This is a genomic window from Delftia sp. GW456-R20 (assembly GCF_001622915.1).
In the GTDB taxonomy this organism is placed as follows: Bacteria; Pseudomonadota; Gammaproteobacteria; order Burkholderiales; family Burkholderiaceae_C; genus Comamonas; species Comamonas acidovorans.
Genome location: NZ_LWCN01000004.1, coordinates 1,817,258 through 1,834,655, shown reverse-complemented (window position 1 = coordinate 1,834,655; position 17,398 = coordinate 1,817,258). Strand labels below are relative to the sequence as shown.

Annotated in this window: 11 protein-coding genes; 10 read left to right on the top strand and 1 reads right to left on the bottom strand. The window is 69.5% G+C overall.

Annotated elements, in window-relative coordinates; translation table 11 throughout:
- Positions 1–263: 263 nt before the first annotated feature.
- The 7 genes from A4F85_RS13485 (at position 264) to A4F85_RS13455 (ending at position 8,266) form a co-directional block, all read left to right on the top strand.
- Positions 264–740, top strand: coding sequence for a (2Fe-2S)-binding protein (locus A4F85_RS13485; RefSeq protein WP_013803615.1), 477 nt, complete (start codon positions 264–266; stop codon positions 738–740).
- Positions 741–769: 29 nt separating this feature from the next.
- Positions 770–3,160 (top strand): xanthine dehydrogenase family protein molybdopterin-binding subunit, encoded by a 2,391-nt coding sequence (locus tag A4F85_RS13480; RefSeq protein WP_063326873.1) that lies wholly within the window; start codon positions 770–772, stop codon positions 3,158–3,160.
- 10 nt (positions 3,161–3,170) lie between these two features.
- On the top strand, positions 3,171–3,962 hold the full coding sequence (locus tag A4F85_RS13475; RefSeq protein ID WP_063326872.1) for an FAD binding domain-containing protein: 792 nt from the start codon (positions 3,171–3,173) through the stop codon (positions 3,960–3,962).
- Between the two features lie 8 nt (positions 3,963–3,970).
- On the top strand, positions 3,971–4,909 hold the full coding sequence (locus A4F85_RS13470) for an AAA family ATPase (RefSeq protein WP_063326871.1): 939 nt from the start codon (positions 3,971–3,973) through the stop codon (positions 4,907–4,909).
- Complete coding sequence (locus tag A4F85_RS13465) at positions 4,906–6,171, top strand: vWA domain-containing protein (protein ID WP_063326870.1); 1,266 nt, start codon at positions 4,906–4,908, stop codon at positions 6,169–6,171. The genes A4F85_RS13470 and A4F85_RS13465 overlap by 4 nt, the downstream gene beginning before the upstream one ends.
- 38 nt (positions 6,172–6,209) lie before the next feature.
- On the top strand, positions 6,210–6,941 hold the full coding sequence (locus tag A4F85_RS13460; RefSeq protein WP_047325844.1) for a CoxG family protein: 732 nt from the start codon (positions 6,210–6,212) through the stop codon (positions 6,939–6,941).
- Positions 6,942–7,195: 254 nt separating this feature from the next.
- Positions 7,196–8,266 (top strand): XdhC family protein, encoded by a 1,071-nt coding sequence (locus A4F85_RS13455; protein WP_063326869.1) that lies wholly within the window; start codon positions 7,196–7,198, stop codon positions 8,264–8,266.
- Here A4F85_RS13455 and A4F85_RS13450 read toward each other — a convergent pair.
- Positions 8,263–8,649, bottom strand: a complete 387-nt coding sequence (locus A4F85_RS13450; RefSeq protein WP_016452483.1) for a nuclear transport factor 2 family protein — start codon at positions 8,647–8,649, stop codon at positions 8,263–8,265. The two genes, A4F85_RS13455 and A4F85_RS13450, sit on opposite strands and share 4 nt — an antisense overlap.
- 421 nt (positions 8,650–9,070) lie before the next feature.
- Here A4F85_RS13450 and A4F85_RS13445 point away from each other — a divergent pair, with 421 nt between their 5' ends.
- From A4F85_RS13445 to A4F85_RS13435, 3 genes are all read left to right on the top strand, one after another.
- Positions 9,071–10,687 (top strand): efflux RND transporter periplasmic adaptor subunit, encoded by a 1,617-nt coding sequence (locus A4F85_RS13445; protein ID WP_063326868.1) that lies wholly within the window; start codon positions 9,071–9,073, stop codon positions 10,685–10,687.
- Between the two features lie 46 nt (positions 10,688–10,733).
- A complete protein-coding gene (locus A4F85_RS13440; RefSeq protein ID WP_063326867.1) occupies positions 10,734–13,865 on the top strand; it encodes an MdtB/MuxB family multidrug efflux RND transporter permease subunit in 3,132 nt (1,043 codons plus the stop codon).
- A 348-nt stretch (positions 13,866–14,213) separates the two neighbouring features.
- Positions 14,214–17,375 (top strand): multidrug efflux RND transporter permease subunit, encoded by a 3,162-nt coding sequence (locus tag A4F85_RS13435; protein ID WP_063326866.1) that lies wholly within the window; start codon positions 14,214–14,216, stop codon positions 17,373–17,375.
- Positions 17,376–17,398: the final 23 nt, after the last annotated feature.

The window sequence follows — 17,398 nt, the reverse complement described above, 5'->3', positions numbered from 1 at the left end:
GGCTGGCTGGCAAGGGATTGCGAACGGGCTGGCAGGCGGGTGCATAAGCGGGGCGCAGAAGCGGGCGCAGGCGAAGACCCGGCCGCTGATGGCGGAGGCTGCGCAGGCAACTGTGTCATTTTGAGAATATCCGCGCCGCCCGGCCCGGGCTTGCGGGTCAACCCTAGAACGGGCGCCTGCGGGCAGGGCGACCATGGCAGGCGAGGTTCCCGGCGTTCCCCCACGTTCCAGATCACCGCCGATCACAGGCAGGAGACAGCACGATGAATGTCCAGCTCACCGTCAACGGGCGCGCGCAGCGCATCGACGTTCCGCCCAACACCTTGCTCGTGCATGCGCTGCGCGAGCACCTGCGCCTGACCGGCACGCATGTGGGCTGCGACACCAGCCAGTGCGGGGCCTGCACCGTCATCGTCGACGGCCACGCCGTCAAGTCATGCGCCATGCTGGCCGTGCAGGCCGAGGGCTGCGAGGTGCGCACCATCGAAGGGCTGGCGGATATCGACGGCGGCCTGCACCCCATGCAGGCGGCCTTCAAGGAGTGCCACGGGCTGCAATGCGGCTTTTGCACGCCGGGCATGGTCATGAGCGCCGTGGACCTGTGCCAGCGTCAGCCGTGCGCGGGCGATCGCGAGATCCGCGAGGCGCTGGAGGGCAACCTGTGCCGCTGCACGGGCTACCAGAACATCGTGGCCGCCGTGAAAAAGGGCAGCCAGGCCATGGCAGGGCCTGCGGCCTGAGCGCCGCAGGCCACCACAAGGAGAAAGCCATGGGTGCATCCGACTTTTCCAAGCTCCCCCACATCGGCGAGCCCGTCAAGCGCAAGGAGGACTACCGCTTCCTCACGGGCGCGGGCCAGTACACCGACGACATCGCGCTGGCCGCCCAGGCCCATGCGGTGTTCGTGCGCTCGCCGCACGCGCATGCGCGTGTGCGCTCCGTTTCCACCGATGCGGCCAAGGCCGCGCCCGGCGTCATCGGCGTGCTCACGGGCGCCGACGTGGCGGCCGACAAGATCAACGGCCTGCCCTGCGGCTGGCTGATCACCAGCACCAACGGCGAGCCCATGAAGGAGCCGCCGCACCCCATCCTGGCGCTGGACACGGTGCGCTACGTGGGCGACCAGGTCGCCATGGTCGTGGCCGAGACGCTGGAGCAGGCACGCGACGCGGCCGAGCTGGTGGAGGTGGACTACGACCCGCTGCCCGCCGTGGTGCTGGTGGCCGACGCGGCGGCCGGCAGCGTGCCCGGCGCGGTGGTGCACGACATCGCCCCCGACAACCACTGCTACAAATGGGCCATCGGCGACAAGGCCGCCGTGGACGCCGTGTTCGCCGGCGCCGCCCACATCGCCCAGCTGGACCTGGTCAACAACCGGCTGATCCCCAATGCCATGGAGCCGCGCGCGGCCATCGGCAGCTACAGCCGCGCCAATGACGAGTACACGCTGTACGTGGCCAACCAGAACCCGCACGTCGAGCGGCTGCTGATGACGGCCTTCGTCATGGGCCTGCCCGAGCACAAGGTGCGCGTGATCGCGCCCGACGTGGGCGGCGGCTTCGGCTCCAAGATCTTCCTGTATGCCGAGGATGTCTGCCTGACCTGGGGTGCGCGCAAGCTCAACCGCAACATCAAGTGGACGGCCGACCGCAGCGAGTCCTTCCTCACCGATGCCCATGGCCGCGACCATGTCAGCCATGCCGAGATGGCCATGGACGCCAGCGGCAAGTTCCTGGCCATGCGCGTGCACACGGATGCCAACCTGGGCGCCTACCTGAGCACCTTCGCCAGCGCCGTGCCCACCATCCTCTATGCCACCCTGCTGGCGGGCCAGTACGCCACGCCCCAGGTCTATGTGGAGGTCGATGCCTGGTTCACCCACACCGCCCCCGTCGATGCCTACCGGGGCGCGGGCCGGCCCGAGGCCACCTACCTGCTGGAGCGCCTGGTCAGCCGCTGCGCCTGGCAGCTGAACCTGACCCAGGCCGAGATACGGCGGCGCAACTTCGTCACCAGCTTCCCCTACCAGACGCCCGTGGCCCTGCAGTACGACGTGGGCGACTATGGCGCCTGCATGGACAAGGCCGAGGCCCTGGCCGACGTGGCCGGCTTTGCCGCGCGCCGTGCCGACAGCGAGGCGCGGGGCCTCAGGCGCGGCCTGGGCTACAGCAGCTACATCGAGGCCTGCGGCTTGGCGCCGAGCAACATCGCGGGCGCCCTGGGCGCGCGGGCAGGCCTCTTCGAATGCGGCGAGGTGCGCGTGCACCCCACGGGCAGCGTCACCGTGTTCACGGGCTCGCACAGCCACGGCCAGGGGCACGAGACCACCTTTGCCCAGGTGGTGGCCGCGCGCCTGGGGATACCCGTGGAGAACGTGGACATCGTCCACGGCGACACGGGCCGTGTGCCCTTCGGCATGGGCACCTATGGCTCGCGCTCCATCAGCGTGGGCGGCGCGGCCATCATGAAGGCGCTGGACAAGATCGAGGCCAAGGCCAAGAAAATCGCGGCCCACCTGATGGAGGCCAGCGACGCCGACATCGACTTCGCGGGCGGCGAGTTCACGGTGCGCGGCACCGACAAGAAAATCCCCTTCGCCCAGATCGCGCTCACCGCCTATGTGCCGCACAACTACCCGTTGGACAAGCTGGAGCCCGGCCTCAACGAAACCGCCTTCTACGACCCCACCAACTTCACCTTCCCCGCAGGCACCTACATCTGCGAGGTCGAGGTGGACCCGGCCACGGGCGTGGTGCGCGTGGACCGCTTCAGCGCCGTGGACGACTTCGGCACCATCATCAATCCCATGATCGTCGAGGGCCAGGTGCACGGCGGCGTGGCCCAGGGCATAGGCCAGGCGCTGCTGGAAAACTGCGTCTACGACCGCGAGACCGGCCAGCTGCTCACCGGCAGCTTCATGGACTACGCCATGCCGCGCGCCGACGATTTCCCCGAGTTCAAGCTCGGCACCGTCTGCACGCCCTGCACGCACAACCCGCTGGGCACCAAGGGCTGCGGCGAGGCGGGGGCCATCGGCTCGCCGCCCGCCGTCATCAATGCCGTGCTCGACGCACTGCATCCCCTGGGTGTCAGGGACCTGGACATGCCGGCCAGCCCGCACCGTGTCTGGTCGGCCATCGACGCCGCAGCCACATCCTGAGGAGAGCGCCATGTACGCATTCACCTATGAAGCCCCGGGCACCACGGCCGACGCCGCCGCGCTGGCCGCGCAGGGCGGCCAGTACCTGGCCGGCGGCCAGAGCCTGCTGCCATCGATGCGCCTGCGCCTGGCGCGGCCCGAACAGATCGTGGACCTGAACCGCGTCCAGGGCCTGGCCGGCATCGCCGTCAACGGCCAGACCGTGGAAATCCGCGCCATGACGCGCCATGCCGACGTGGCCGCCAACCCGCAGGTCCAGGCCGCCATCCCGGCCCTGGCCGAGCTGGCAGGCGGCATCGGCGACCGCCAGGTGCGCGCGCGCGGCACCATCGGCGGCTCGCTGGCCAACAACGACCCCGCTGCCTGCTACCCCAGCGCCGTGCTGGGCCTGGGCGCCACCGTCGTCACCGACCGGCGCGAGATCGCGGCCGACGACTTCTTCCAGGGCATGTACACCACGGCGCTGGGCAACGGCGAGCTGATCACGGCCGTGCGCTTTCCCGTGCCGAAGAAGGCCGCCTACCTCAAGTTCAAGCAGCCCGCCTCGCGCTTCGCCCTGGTGGGCATCTTCGTCGCCCAGACCGATAGCGGAGTGCGCGTGGCCATCACGGGCGCCGGGCTCAGCGTGTTCCGCCATGCGGGGCTGGAGGCCGCGCTCAACCAGAGCTTCACGCCCGACGCGGCCGCCCAGGTGCTGATCGACCATGCCGACCTCAACAGCGACCTGCATGCCAGCGCGCGCTACCGGGCGCAGTTGATCAGCGTGCAGACGCAAAGGGCTGTCTCTCAAATGTTGGGGTGACACGGCGGATGCCTTCCGAGCAAGCCATTGCCTCCATAGACGCCCTGGTCGCCGCGCTGCAGGCCGAAGGCTATTTCGCCGACCGGCGCCTGGCCACGGCCGTCTTCCTGGCCCTGCGGCTGCAGCGGCCGCTGCTGCTGGAGGGCGAGCCCGGCGTGGGCAAGACCGCGCTGGCCCAGGCGCTGGCACGCGTGCTGGCGCGCCGCCTGATCCGGCTGCAGTGCTATGACGGCATGGAGCAGCGCGAGGCGCTGTATGAATGGAACTACGCGGCCCAGCTGCTGCACCTGCGTGCGGCCGAGCTGTCCTCGGCGCAGCCCGCGGCCGCACCGCAGCAGGACCGACTGCAGCGCGCCGAGCAGGAGGTGTACCAGGAGCGCTACCTGGTAAGCCGCCCGCTGCTGCAGGCCCTGCAGCAGCCCGAGCCCGGCGCCGTGCTGCTGATCGACGAGATCGATCGTGCCGACGAGCCCTTCGAGGCCTTCCTGCTGGAGTACCTGGGCGAGTACCAGGTCAGCATTCCCGAGTTGGGCACGGTGGCGGCACGCGTGCCGCCCGTGACCGTGCTCACCAGCAACCGCACGCGCGACCTGCACGACGCCGTCAAGCGCCGCTGCCTCTACCACTGGCTGGACTATCCCGGGCGCGAGCGCGAGCTGGCCATCGTGCGCGCCCTGGTGCCCGGGGCCGGGCAGGCCCTGACCGCCCAGGTGGCGAGCTTCGTGGGACGGCTGCGCAGCCAGCCCTTTGCCGACGCCTTCCAGCGGGTGCCCGGCATTGCCGAAAGCGTGGAATGGGCCAAGGCCCTGGTGGCGCTGGACACCCTGGTGGTCGATCCCGAAGTCGTGCACGACACGGCCGGCATCCTCTTCAAGCAGCGCGAGGACGTGGCCGCGCTCACGCCCGAGCGGCTGCAGCAACTGCTGGCGCCGGAGCCCGCGCCGTGACGGCTGGTGCAGCCGGTGCCGCCGGTGCCGCCGGTGCCGCCGATGGGGGCGAGCGCACCAGCTGGCTGGGCGATGCGCGCAGCGGCAAGCTGGCTGGCAACCTGGTCGGCTTTGCGCGTGCGCTGCGCCGCGCGGGCGTGCCCGTGGATGGCGGGCGCATGGCGCTGGCCCAGCAGGCCCTGTCCCTGGTCGGCCTGGCGCGCGAGGACATGGCCGCCGCGCTGGAGGCCGTATTTGTGAGCAACGCCCAGGACCGCGCCGTGTTCCGCGAACTGTTCGACGCCTACTTCCGCAATCCCGACGTGGCCAGGCAACTGCTGGCCCAGTTGCTGCCGCAGGCGCCCCGGCCGTCCGCGCCGCGCCACCGCCCGCGCGTGCAGGAAGCCCTGTCGCCCCGCCAGGCAGGCGAGGGCAGGGCCGCCGTCGATGAAGAGCTGAAGCTGGACGCCGCCATGACGGCCAGCGAGCGCCATCGCCTGCGCCATGCCGACTTCAACCAGCTCAGCGCCAGCGAATACCTGCTGGTGCGGCGCCTGGCCCGGGACATTGCCCTTCCCTTGCCCCGCTACCGCAGCCGCCGCACGCGCACCGGCCAGCGCGGCGCGGTGCCCGACTGGGCTGCCAGCCTGCGTGCGGCATCGCACCACGGCGGCGAAATGCTGCAGCTGCTGCGGCGCGAACGCCGGCGCCTGCCGCTGCCCTGGCTGGCCCTGGTCGATGTCTCGGGCTCCATGGAGCGCTATGCGCGGCTGTTGCTGGCCTTCCTGCACGCGGCCACCGGCACGCAGCGCCATGCGGGTCTGCGCCGCCAGGTCTTCAGCTTCGGCACCGAGCTGCGCGACCTGGGCCCGGTCTTTGCCCAAGCCGATACCGACGCCATGCTCGAGCGCGCCAACGCCGCGATTGCCGACTTTGGCGGCGGCACGCGCCTGGGCAGCAGCCTGGGCGAACTGCGCCGCCTGCATGCACGCCACCGGGTTTCAGGCCTGGTGGGCCGGCGCACCCTGGTGCTCATCATCAGCGACGGCCTGGACACCGGCGATGCCGCCGAGCTGGACCGCGAACTGGCCTGGCTGCGCCGCCACAGCGCGCGGCTGCTGTGGCTCAACCCGCTGCTGCGCTTTGACGGGTATGCCCCACTGGCCCAGGGGGCGGCCGTGCTGCATCGTCATGCCCATGCCATGCTTGCGGTACACAACCTGGAATCGCTGCAGCAACTGGCCGGTCACCTGGCGCGGCTGCTGGCGGCGCCAGGCCGCTGAGCCGCTTGCGGCCACCCCCATCGCAGAAAGGAATTGCCATGGAAATGCAAGCCAGCCGTTCCCTTGCCGTCAGCCAGCAGCAGGCCTGGGAGGCGCTCAACGATCCTGAAACGCTCAAGGCCTGCCTGGCCGGCTGTGACCGCTTCGAACCCCTGGGCGATGACCAGTACGCCGTGGGCATGGCGGTCAAGGTGGGGCCGGTATCGGCCAAGTTCAGCGGCAAGGTCACGCTGTCCGACATCACGCCGCCCGAGCGCTACCGCATCGCCTTTGAAGGCCAGGGCGGCGTGGCCGGCTTCGGCAAGGGCGAGGCCGACGTCACCCTCACCCCCGAGCCCGCTGACGCCGCAGGCCAGCCGCGTTGCCTGCTCAGCTACAGCGTGCAGGCCCAGGTCGGCGGCAAGATCGCCCAGCTGGGCCAGCGGCTGATCGACGGCGCCGCCCGCAACATGGCCGACGACTTCTTCGCGCGATTCGACACGCTGATGCAGCAGCGCCACCCGCGCGCGCCCGCAGCGCCTGCCGATGCAGGCGACACCGCCGACCTGTCCCACCTGCCTGCCGGCCTGGCCGATGAAACCGGCCACATCGAGCCCACCGTGGACGCCCAGGCCTGGGAGCACGACGCCGCAGCCGGTGTGGCCACTCCGCTGGATGCCGCACCGGCCACCGAGGCCGAGGAACGCTCGCGCCGCGCCATCCCGCTGTGGTGCTGGGGGCTGGCCATCGTCGTCGTCCTGGGCGCCGGCTGGCTGCTTTCGCGGTACTAGGGCGCTCCCCCTGAGCGGCTGCGCCGCTTCCCCCTCTCTCGCTTCGCGGGAGGGGGACGACGCCCTCGCCGCGAGGCGGCTCTTGCTCGGCGTCTCTGGCCTCAGATTTGTTGTGGCTTCTATGCTTCGCCCTGCGCTACCAAGCCCTTTTTACATGCTGCTGCACCCTTCTTGATGCAGAGAGACAATAGCCGCCGAAAAACGCCAGGCGCCCAGCTGCACAGGCAAGCCAGGTGCCGGCGTGGAGATTTGCAATGGAAAACCTGGATGTTCATGTTCTGCGCCACCTCGCGCAATGGCGCGCTCAGGGCGAGCGCGCGCTGCTGGCCACGGTGGTGCGCACCTGGGGCTCGTCGCCCCGGCCCATCGGCTCCATCATGGCGCTGGGGGCCTCGGGCGCCGTGGTCGGCTCCGTGTCCGGCGGCTGCATCGAGGACGACCTGATCGCCCGCTACAGCCACGCCTCGGACGCCGACGCCCTGCGCGACGGCGCGCCCCGGCTGCTGCGCTACGGCGTCAGCGCCGACGAGGCCCACCGCTTCGGCCTGCCCTGCGGCGGCACGCTGGAGCTGCTGCTCGAATTCAATCCCGACGCTGCTGCGCTGCAGCAACTCGTCCAATGGCTGGACGAAGGCCGCATGGTGCGGCGCACCGTGGACAAGGCCACCGGCCAGGTCGCCCAGCAGGTCAGCGACGCACCCGAGCCGCTGGTGCATGACGGGCAGCAGGTCGCCAACAGCTTCGGCCCCGAGTACCGCATGCTGCTCATCGGCGCAGGCCAGCTGTCCGAATACCTGGCCACCATGGCGCTGTTCAACGGCTTTGCGGTCACCGTCTGCGACCCGCGCGAGGAATACAGCCGCCACTGGAGCGTGGCCGGCGTGCAGCTGTCGCGCGAGATGCCCGACGACCTCGTGCGCACCATGCGCGCCGATGCGCGCACCTGCATCATCGGCCTCACGCACGACCCCAAGCTCGACGACCTGGCCCTCATGGAAGCCCTGGAATCCCCGGCCTTCTACGTGGGCGCCATCGGCTCGCGCCGCAACACCGCGCTGCGCCTGCAGCGCCTGAGCGAGCACTTCGGCCTGGGCGACGCGCAGCTGGCGCGCCTGCGCGGCCCCATCGGCCTGTACATAGGCAGCAAGACGCCTCCCGAAATCGCCGTCAGCATCATGGCCGAGGTCCTGGCCGCCAAGAACGGCGTGGCCCTGCCGCGCGGCATGACGGTGGAAGAAGGCAAGCTCGCCGCAGCCCAGCCCCCGCAGCCGCTGGAGGATGACGGACCCGAGGGCATTACGCCCCTGGTGTGCGGGGTGGGTTAGACCACCGCATGGAAGGCCTTGTTGGCAATCTTCCAGCCGGCCTCGGTCTTGAGCAGCACGAAGTAGTCGATGAAGGTGATGGCACCGTGCACCAGGGTGATCTTGGCGCTGGCCGCCGTGCCGCCGATGTCGATGGCGTCGATGCTGCGGCGGCGCGTGGCCTCGTCGGCAGCGGGCTGGCCCTTGAAGCGGGCGCAGTAGGTGTCGATGTCCCAGGAGGTCAGCGGGCCTTCGCGCACGCTTTCGATGCGGGCGGTGGGCATGAAGGCGGCGCGCATGTGGGCGCTGTTGTCCTCGGCATGGCCGCGCATGTACAGCTCCAGCGGCACGCGCACGGCGGCTTCTTCGGGGTGGTCGGTCAGGCGTGGGTTGGCAGTCGTCATGGTGTTCTCCTGGGACGGATGGATGGCGGCCTGCGCTTGCAGGCCAGCGGCCGCGCATCGTAGCCACAAGCGCGGGGGGCAGTCCAACCGGGGGCGAGGCGCGGGCCGCGCCGGGGTGCGGTGCAATGCCTTGTTTTCAATGGACTTTCGGGCTGATGCGCCCCGCATTGGCCGTGCCTGGGTCAACAGTGTTTTGAGCGCCGTGCCCTGTCTGCATGCCTGCCGGCGCGTGCCCGGGCGGGCCAGAAAACGCTCTGGTCAGAGCGGGTAAAGCCGGGGTAAAGCGGGGGTAATGCCTGCGTAAAACGGCGATCTGCCTCGTTTTGGAGAGCATGGGACTGGCTACCATAGCCGCATCCGCCGCCGTTCCCTGTTCTGGGGCCGGACCCACGGTTTCCTCCCACGACTTCCCGCAGTGACCATGAAACGCCTGTCAAGCAGCCCCTTTGTTGCAGATGCCCACGGCGTACGCCAGCGTGGCCGGGTACGGCCCGCCCTGATGTGGGGCGTGGTGGCACTGGCCCTGGTGGCGGGGGGCGGGCTGTGGTGGTGGAACAAGCGGGCGCCGGCGCAGGGCGAGCAGGCCTCGGCCGGTGCGCCCGGCCCGGGTGGCGGGCGTGCGGGAGGCGGCCGGCGCGGCCCCGGCGGGCCGGGTGGGCCTGGCGGCCCCGGCGCCATGGGTGCCCAGGCGCAGCCGGTGTCCGTGGGCGTGGTGGAGCGGCGCGACATGCGCGTGCTGATCAGCGCCATCGGCACCATGAACCCGCGCGCCACGGCCGTGGTGCGCGCCAAGGTGTCGGGCGAGTTGCTGCGCCTGCATTTCAAGGAAGGCGACGAGGTCAAGGCCGGCCAGCTGCTGGCCGAGATCGATCCGCGCAGCTTCCAGGCCAGCTTCAACCAGATCCAGGGCGCGCTGCAGCGCGACCAGGCGCTGCTCAAGAACGCCCAGCTGGACCTGCAGCGCTACAAGGAGCTGCAGGCCCAGGATTCCATTGCCGGCCAGCAGGTCGATACCCAGGCTGCGCTGGTGCGCCAGTACCAGGGCACGGTGGCCGCCGACCAGGCCCAGGCCGATGCGGCCAAGCTGCAACTGAGCTACACGCGCATCACGGCGCCCATTGCGGGCCGGCTGGGCCTGCGCCAGGCCGACCGGGGCAATGTGGTCAACCCTTCGGACACCAACGGCATCGTCACCATCACCCAGGTCAAGCCCATCGACGCGGTGTTCTCCGTGCCCGAGGCCCATGTGGGCACGCTGGCACGGCGCCTGGCCGAGGGCCGCGAGCTGCCCGTGGAGCTGTGGGATCGTGACCTGAAGCAGCAACTGGGGCGCGGCCGCCTCAATGCGGTGGACAACAGCATCGACATCGCCACCGGCACCATCAAGGCCAAGGCCGCTTTCGACAATGCCGAGGGCCGGCTGTTCGCCAACCAGTTCGTCAACGTCAAGCTGGAAGTGGACCGGCTGGAGCAGGCGCTGACCGTGCCGACCACGGCCGTGCAGAACAACTACGTCTACCTGGTCCAGGAGGATGGCACGGTGACGCAGCGGCGCATTGCCGTGGGCGTGACCGATGGCGACCGGGTGAGCGTGAAGGGCGAACTCAAGCCTGGCGAGCAGGTGGTGGTCGATGGCATTGACCGCCTGCGCGAAGGCGCCAAGGTCACGGTGATCGAGCCCGACAAGGTGCAGAAGGTGGACCAGGCCGTGCAGGATGCCTCCGGCCAGCCGCGCGGCATGCGCAATCTGCCGCCCGATGTGCGCGCCAAGCTGGCGACCATGAACCCCGACGAGCGCAAGGCCTACCTGCAGAAGCTGCGTGCCGAGCGCGGTGGGCAGCGCAATGGGGGTAACGGTGGCAGTGGCGGCAACGGCGGCAACGTGACCGCGCCGGCGGCCGAAGGCTCCGCGCCCGCAGGCCAGTCGCCGGCACCGTCGCCCGGATCGCCCCAGCCTTCGCCCGGTCCGGCACCTGCCGCGCCCTCTGTGCCCTCTGCGCCTGCTGCTCCGGCGGCTCCCGCTCCGGCCGGGCGCTGAGCAGCGCCCCGGCACCTGAAGACTGCAAGCCCTTCCAGGCGGCCCCATGAATCTTTCCCGCATCTTCATCCTGCGACCCGTCGCCACCTCGCTGCTGATGGTGGCGGTGCTGATCGCCGGCCTGCTGGCCTACCGGCTGTTGCCGATCTCGGCCCTGCCCGAGGTGGACTACCCCACCATCCAGGTCACCACGCTGTACCCCGGTGCCAGCCCCGACGTGATGACCTCCAACGTCACCGCGCCGCTGGAGCGCCAGCTCGGCCAGATGCCGGGGCTGTCGCAGATGTCGTCCACCAGCTCGGGCGGCGCCTCTGTGATCACGCTGCGCTTTGCGCTGGACATGGCCATGGACGTGGCCGAGCAGCAGGTGCAGGCCGCCATCAACGCGGGCTCCAACCTGCTGCCCAGCGACCTGCCCATGCCCCCGCTGTACAGCAAGGTCAACCCGGCGGATGCGCCCATCCTCACGCTGGCCATCACCTCGCCCTCGCTGCCGGTGATCCGTGTCAACGACCTGGTGGAGAACCGCCTGGCGCCCAAGCTCTCGCAGGTCAACGGCGTGGGGCTGGTGGCGATTGCCGGTGGGCGCCGTCCCGCCGTGCGCATCCAGGCCAACCCGACGGCGCTGGCCGGCCTGGGCATGACGCTGGACGATGTGCGCACCGCCATTGCCGCCGCCAACGTCAAGCAGGCCAAGGGCGGCTTCGACGGCCCGGCGCGCGCCTCCACCATCGATGCCAACGACCAGCTGCAGTCGGCGGCCGAGTACCGCAACCTCATCATCGCCTTCAAGAACGGCCTGCCCGTGCGCCTGTCCGACATCGCCCAGACCGTGGACGATGCCGAGAACACGCGCCTGGCCGCCTGGGCCGGCACGCCCGAAGGCGGTTCGCGCGCGGGCGTGATCCTCAACATCCGGCGCCAGCCCGGCGCCAACGTGATCGAGACGGTGGACCGCATCAAGGCGCTGCTGCCCCAGCTCAAGGAGACGCTGCCGGCCTCGCTGGACGTGCAGGTGCTGACCGACCGCACGGTGACCATCCGCGCCTCGGTCAACGACATGCAGCTGGAGCTGATGCTGGCCATCGCCCTGGTGGTGGCGGTGATCTTCGTCTTCCTGCGCAGCGCCTCGGCCACGCTGATACCGAGCTTTGCCGTGCCGCTGTCGCTGATCGGCACCTTCGGCGTGATGTACCTGGCCGGCTTTTCCATCAACAACCTCACGCTGATGGCGCTGACGATCTCCACCGGCTTCGTGGTGGACGATGCCATCGTGATGATCGAGAACATCGCGCGCTTCGTGGAAAAGGGCGAGCCGCCCATGCAGGCCGCGCTCAAGGGCGCCAAGCAGATCGGCTTCACCATCATCTCGCTGACGATTTCGCTGATCGCCGTGCTGATCCCGCTGCTGTTCATGGGCGACGTGGTGGGGCGGCTGTTCCACGAGTTCGCCATCACCATGGCGGTGGCCATCCTGATCTCGGCCGTGGTCTCGCTGACGCTCACGCCCATGCTGTGCGCACGGCTGCTGCGCCACCAGCCCGAAGGGGCCGAGGAAGAGCGGCATGGCCGCCTGTACCACGCCACGGGCCGTTTCTTCGACCGCACCATCGCCGGCTACGGCCGCATCCTCACCTGGGTGCTGGACCGCCGGGGCCTGACCTGGATCGTCTTCCTGGCCACGCTGGCCGTGACCGTGCTGCTGTACTTTGCCGTGCCCAAGGGCTTCTTCCCGGACCAGGACACGGGCACCATCCAGGCCACGACCGAGGCCGACCAGTCCATCTCGTTTGCCGCCATGGCCGAGCGCCAGCAGGCCCTGGCCGAGCTGCTGCTCAAGGACCCTGCCGTGCAGAGCATCTCGTCCTTCATCGGCGTCGATGGCAGCAACACCACGCTGAACACGGGCCGGCTGCTGATCGACCTCAAGCCCCATGGCCAGCGCGATGGCGTGCCCGCCGTGCTGCGCCGCCTGTCCGACGATGCGCTGCAGATCCCGGGCATACGCCTGTACGCCCAGCCCGTGCAGGACCTGACCATCGAGGACCGCGTGGCGCGCACCCAGTACCAGCTGCTGATGTCCTCGCCCGACATGGCGCAGCTGACCACCAGCACCCAGGCCCTGGTCGAGCGCATGCACGACCTGCCCGAGCTGGTGGACGTGGGCAGCGACCTGCAGGACCAGGGCCTGCAGGCCTTCGTGCAGATCGACCGGGCCCAGGCCAGCCGGCTGGGCGTGACGGTCGCGGCCATCGACACGGCGCTGTACAACGCCTTCGGCCAGCGGCTGATCTCCACCATCTTCACGCAGTCCAACCAGTACCGCGTGGTGCTGGAAGTGGCGCCGCAGTTCAAGATCGGGCCCGAGTCGCTGCAGGCCATCTATGTGGCCTCCAGCGCGGGCGCGCCCGTGCCGCTGTCCTCGGTGGCCACGGTCAGCGAGCGGCCCATGGCCCTGGCCGTGAACCATGTGGGCCAGCTGCCCGCCGCCACCATCTCGTTCAACACCGCGCCCGGCGTGTCGCTGGGCCATGCGGTCAAGGCCGTGCAGGACCTGATGGCCCAGCTGCGCACCGAGGGCCATATGCCGCTGTCGGTGGACGCCGCCTTCCAGGGCGCGGCCCTGGCCTTCCAGGCCTCGCTGTCCAACACGCTGCTGCTGGTGCTGGCGGCGGTGATCACCATGTACATCGTGCTGGGCGTGCTCTATGAGAGCACCATCCACCCGGTGACCATCCTGTCCACGCTGCCCTCGGCCGGCGTGGGCGCGCTGCTGGCCCTGCTGCTGGCGGGGCTGGACCTGGACATCATCGCCATCATCGGCATCGTGCTGCTGATCGGCATCGTCAAGAAGAACGCGATCATGATGATCGACTTCGCGCTGGAGGCGCAGCGCGAGGAGGGGCACACGCCGCGCGAGGCCATCTACCAGGCCTGCCTGCTGCGGTTCCGGCCTATCCTGATGACGACTTTGGCGGCGTTGCTGGGGGCCTTGCCGTTGATGCTGGGGACGGGGGTGGGCAGTGAGTTGCGGCATCCGTTGGGGGTGACGTTGGTGGGGGGCTTGCTGGTGAGTCAGTTGCTGACTCTGTTCACTACGCCTGTGATTTATCTGACTTTTGAAGGGTGGGCGCAGAGGTGGCGGGATCGGTCTTCGCGTGGAGGTGTCCATGCTTGAACTGGGCTTGCGCTTTTGGCTGGCGCCGCTGGCCGGGGTTCGGCCCGGCGGCCGACCTACTTTCTTGTCGCGCGACAAGAAAGTAGGCAAAGAAGCGCGCCCCCACTGCCCACGACCCTTCGCTTCGCTGCGGGCAACCTGCGTTGGGCGCGATGCGGGGTGTGCCGCAGAACTCGCTTTGCGCTTCGCGCGCCGCTCAGACAACTGCGGCAAGTCAGATGACGAAGCAAGCCTGTCCTTCGGCAGGCTTGCCACCCCGCATCGCGCCCAACGCAGGCGTGGGCAGAGGGGGAAAGGCTGGGGGACGTGCCTTCGCTTTGCTCGGCCTCGTTCTGTGGGGGCTTGGTCATGAGCCAGCTGTCCAATCTCTCTGCGCCGTTCATCTTCCGGCCCATTGCCACCATGCTGATGACCATCGGCCTGGCGCTGGCGGGGGCGGTGTCGTATTTCCTGCTGCCGGTGGCGCCGCTGCCGCAGGTGGACTATCCGACGATTTCGGTGTCGGCCAGCCTGCCCGGTGCAAGCCCCGACACCATGGCTGCCACGGTGGCGACGCCGCTGGAGCGGGCGCTGGGGGCGATTGCGGGGGTCAATGAGATCACGTCCAGCTCCAGCCTGGGCAGTACGCGCATCACGCTGCAGTTCGATCTGTCGCGCACGGTGGATAGCGCTGCGCGCGATGTGCAGGCCGCCATCAATGCGGCGCGCACGCTGCTGCCTTCGGGCATGCCGGGCAATCCTACGTATCGCAAGGTGAATCCGGCCGATGCGCCGATCATGATCCTGGCGCTCACGTCCAGCGCGCTGACGCGCGGGCAGATGTATGACGCGGCGTCCACCGTGCTGGCGCAGAAGCTGTCGCAGGTGGAGGGCGTGGGCCAGGCGTCCATCAGCGGGGGGGCGCTGCCGGCCGTGCGCGTGGAGCTGGACCCGGTGAAGCTGGCGGCCAATGGCGTGTCGCTGGACCAGGTGCGTACCGCCATTTCGGCCACGAATGCCAACCGGCCGCTGGGCGCGGTGGAGCGCGAGGACCATTACTGGCAGGTGACCGCCAATGACCAGGCGCGCGTGGCGGCCGACTATGCGCCGCTGGTGCTGCGCTGGAGCAATGGCAATGCGATCCGGCTGCAGGACGTGGCCGATGTCACGGATTCGGTGCAGGACGTGCGCAACTACGGCGTGGCCAATGGCAAGCCCGCCATCCTGCTGCAGATCTTCAAGCAGCCGGACGCCAACATTCTGGAGGCCGTGGCGCGCGTGCGCTCTTTGCTGCCGCAGCTCAAGGCGTCCATTCCGGAGGCCATCGATCTGACCATCGTGTCCGACCGCACGCCCACGCTGCGTGCCTCGGTGGTGGAGGTGGAGCGGGCGCTGTTGATCGCCGTGGCGCTGGTGATCCTGGTGGTGTTCCTGTTCCTGCGCAATGGCCGGGCCACGCTGATTCCGGCCGTGGCCGTGCCGGTGTCGCTGGCGGGCACGTTCGGCGTGATGTACCTGGCCGGCTATACGCTGGACAACCTGTCGCTGATGGCGCTGACCGTGGCCACGGGCTTTGTGGTGGACGATGCCATCGTGGTGCTGGAGAACGTGATGCGCCACATGGAGCGCGGCAAGACCGCGCTGCGCGCGGCGCTGGACGGGGCGCGCGAGATCGGGTTCACCGTGGTGTCCATGAGCCTGTCGCTGATCGCGGTGTTCGTGCCCATCCTGTTCATGGGCGGCATCGTGGGGCGGTTCTTCCGCGAGTTCGCGGTGGTGATGTCGGCGGCCATTCTGATCTCGATGGTGGTGTCGCTGACCACCACGCCCATGATGTGCGCGGCGCTGCTGCGGCCGCAGCGCGTGCCGCAGCCGGGCCGGCCGCGCAATGGCCTGCAGCGCGCCTGGGACCGCTTCGGCGCCTGGGTGGGCCGGGCCGAGCGGCGTGCCATGTCCGGCTACCGCGCAAGCCTGGCCTGGTGCCTGCGCCACCAGCCGCTGGTGCTGCTGGTGCTGGCCGGCGTGGTGGCGCTGAACGTGCACCTGTACATGGCCATCGACAAGGGTTTCATGCCCAGCCAGGACACGGGCCGCGTGATGGGCTTCATCCGAGCCGACCAGTCCACCTCCTACCAGGCCATGGAGCAGCGGCTCAAGCGCTTCCTGTCCATCGTGCAGGAAGACCCGGCCGTGGAGTACGTGACGGGCTTCACGGGCGGCGGCCAGCGCAATGCGGCCAACATGTTCATGTCGCTCAAGCCGCTGGCCGAGCGCAAGGTGTCTTCCGACGAGGTGATCAACCGCCTGCGCGACAAGCTCAAGAACGAGCCCGGCGCGCGGCTGTTCATGGTCACGCAAAGCGATATCCGCATCGGCGGGCGGCAAAGCTCGGGCTCGTACGACTACACGCTGCAGGCCGACGATATCCAGGACCTGCGCACCTGGGAGCCGCGCATCCGCCAGGTGCTGTCGCAGCTGCCCCAGCTCACGGACGTGAACAGCGATGTGTCCGACTTCGGCCTGCAGACCTCGCTGGTGATCGACCGCGACGCGGCCACGCGCCTGGGGCTGACGGTGTCTCAGATCGACGGCACGCTCAACAACGCCTTCGGCCAGCGCCAGGTGGGCGTGATCTACAACCCGCTCAACCAGTACCGCGTGGTGATGGAGGCCGCGCCCCGCTACCTGCAAAGCCCAGAGACGCTGCGCGGCTTCTTCTTCGTGAACAACCAGGGCGTGCAGGTGCCGCTGACCTCGTTTGCGCGTATCACCACCACCAACACGCCGCTGGCCGTGAACCACGACCGGGGCACGCCGGCCAGCACCATCAGCTTCAGCCTGGCCGAGGGCGTGGCGCTGTCGGATGCCAGCGACGCCATCCGCGCGGCCGTGGCCGAGCTGGGCGTGCCCGTGTCGGTGCGCGGCAGCTTCAGCGGCACGGCCGGGGCCTTCCAGCAGGCGCTGTCGGGGCAGCCGCTGCTGATCCTGGCGGCCATCATCACCATCTACCTGGTGCTGGGCGTGCTCTATGAGAGCCTGGTGCATCCGCTGACCATCCTGTCCACGCTGCCCTCGGCCGGCGTGGGCGCGCTGATGGCGCTGATGCTGTTCAAGACGGAGTTCTCGCTGATTGCGCTGATCGGGGTGATTTTGCTGATCGGCATCGTCAAGAAGAACGCCATCATGATGATCGACTTCGCGCTGGAGCGGCAGCGCGCCGGCCATGCCACGGCCGCCCAGGCCATCTACCGTGCCTGCGAGCTGCGGCTGCGCCCCATCCTCATGACCAGCCTGGCGGCCATCTGCGGCGCGCTGCCGCTGGCCCTGGGCCGGGGCGATGGCGCCGAGCTGCGCCAGCCGCTGGGCATTGCCATCGTGGGCGGCCTGATGCTGAGCCAGCTGCTCACGCTCTACACCACGCCCGTGGTCTATGTGCTGCTGGACAGGCTGCGCCAGCGTGTCATGGGCCTGCGTGGCCGCGTGCAGGGCAAAGACCGCGGCACCCCTGTGCCCGCCGCATCACCCCAGTGAACCGAATCCGAAAGCCCAAGGCC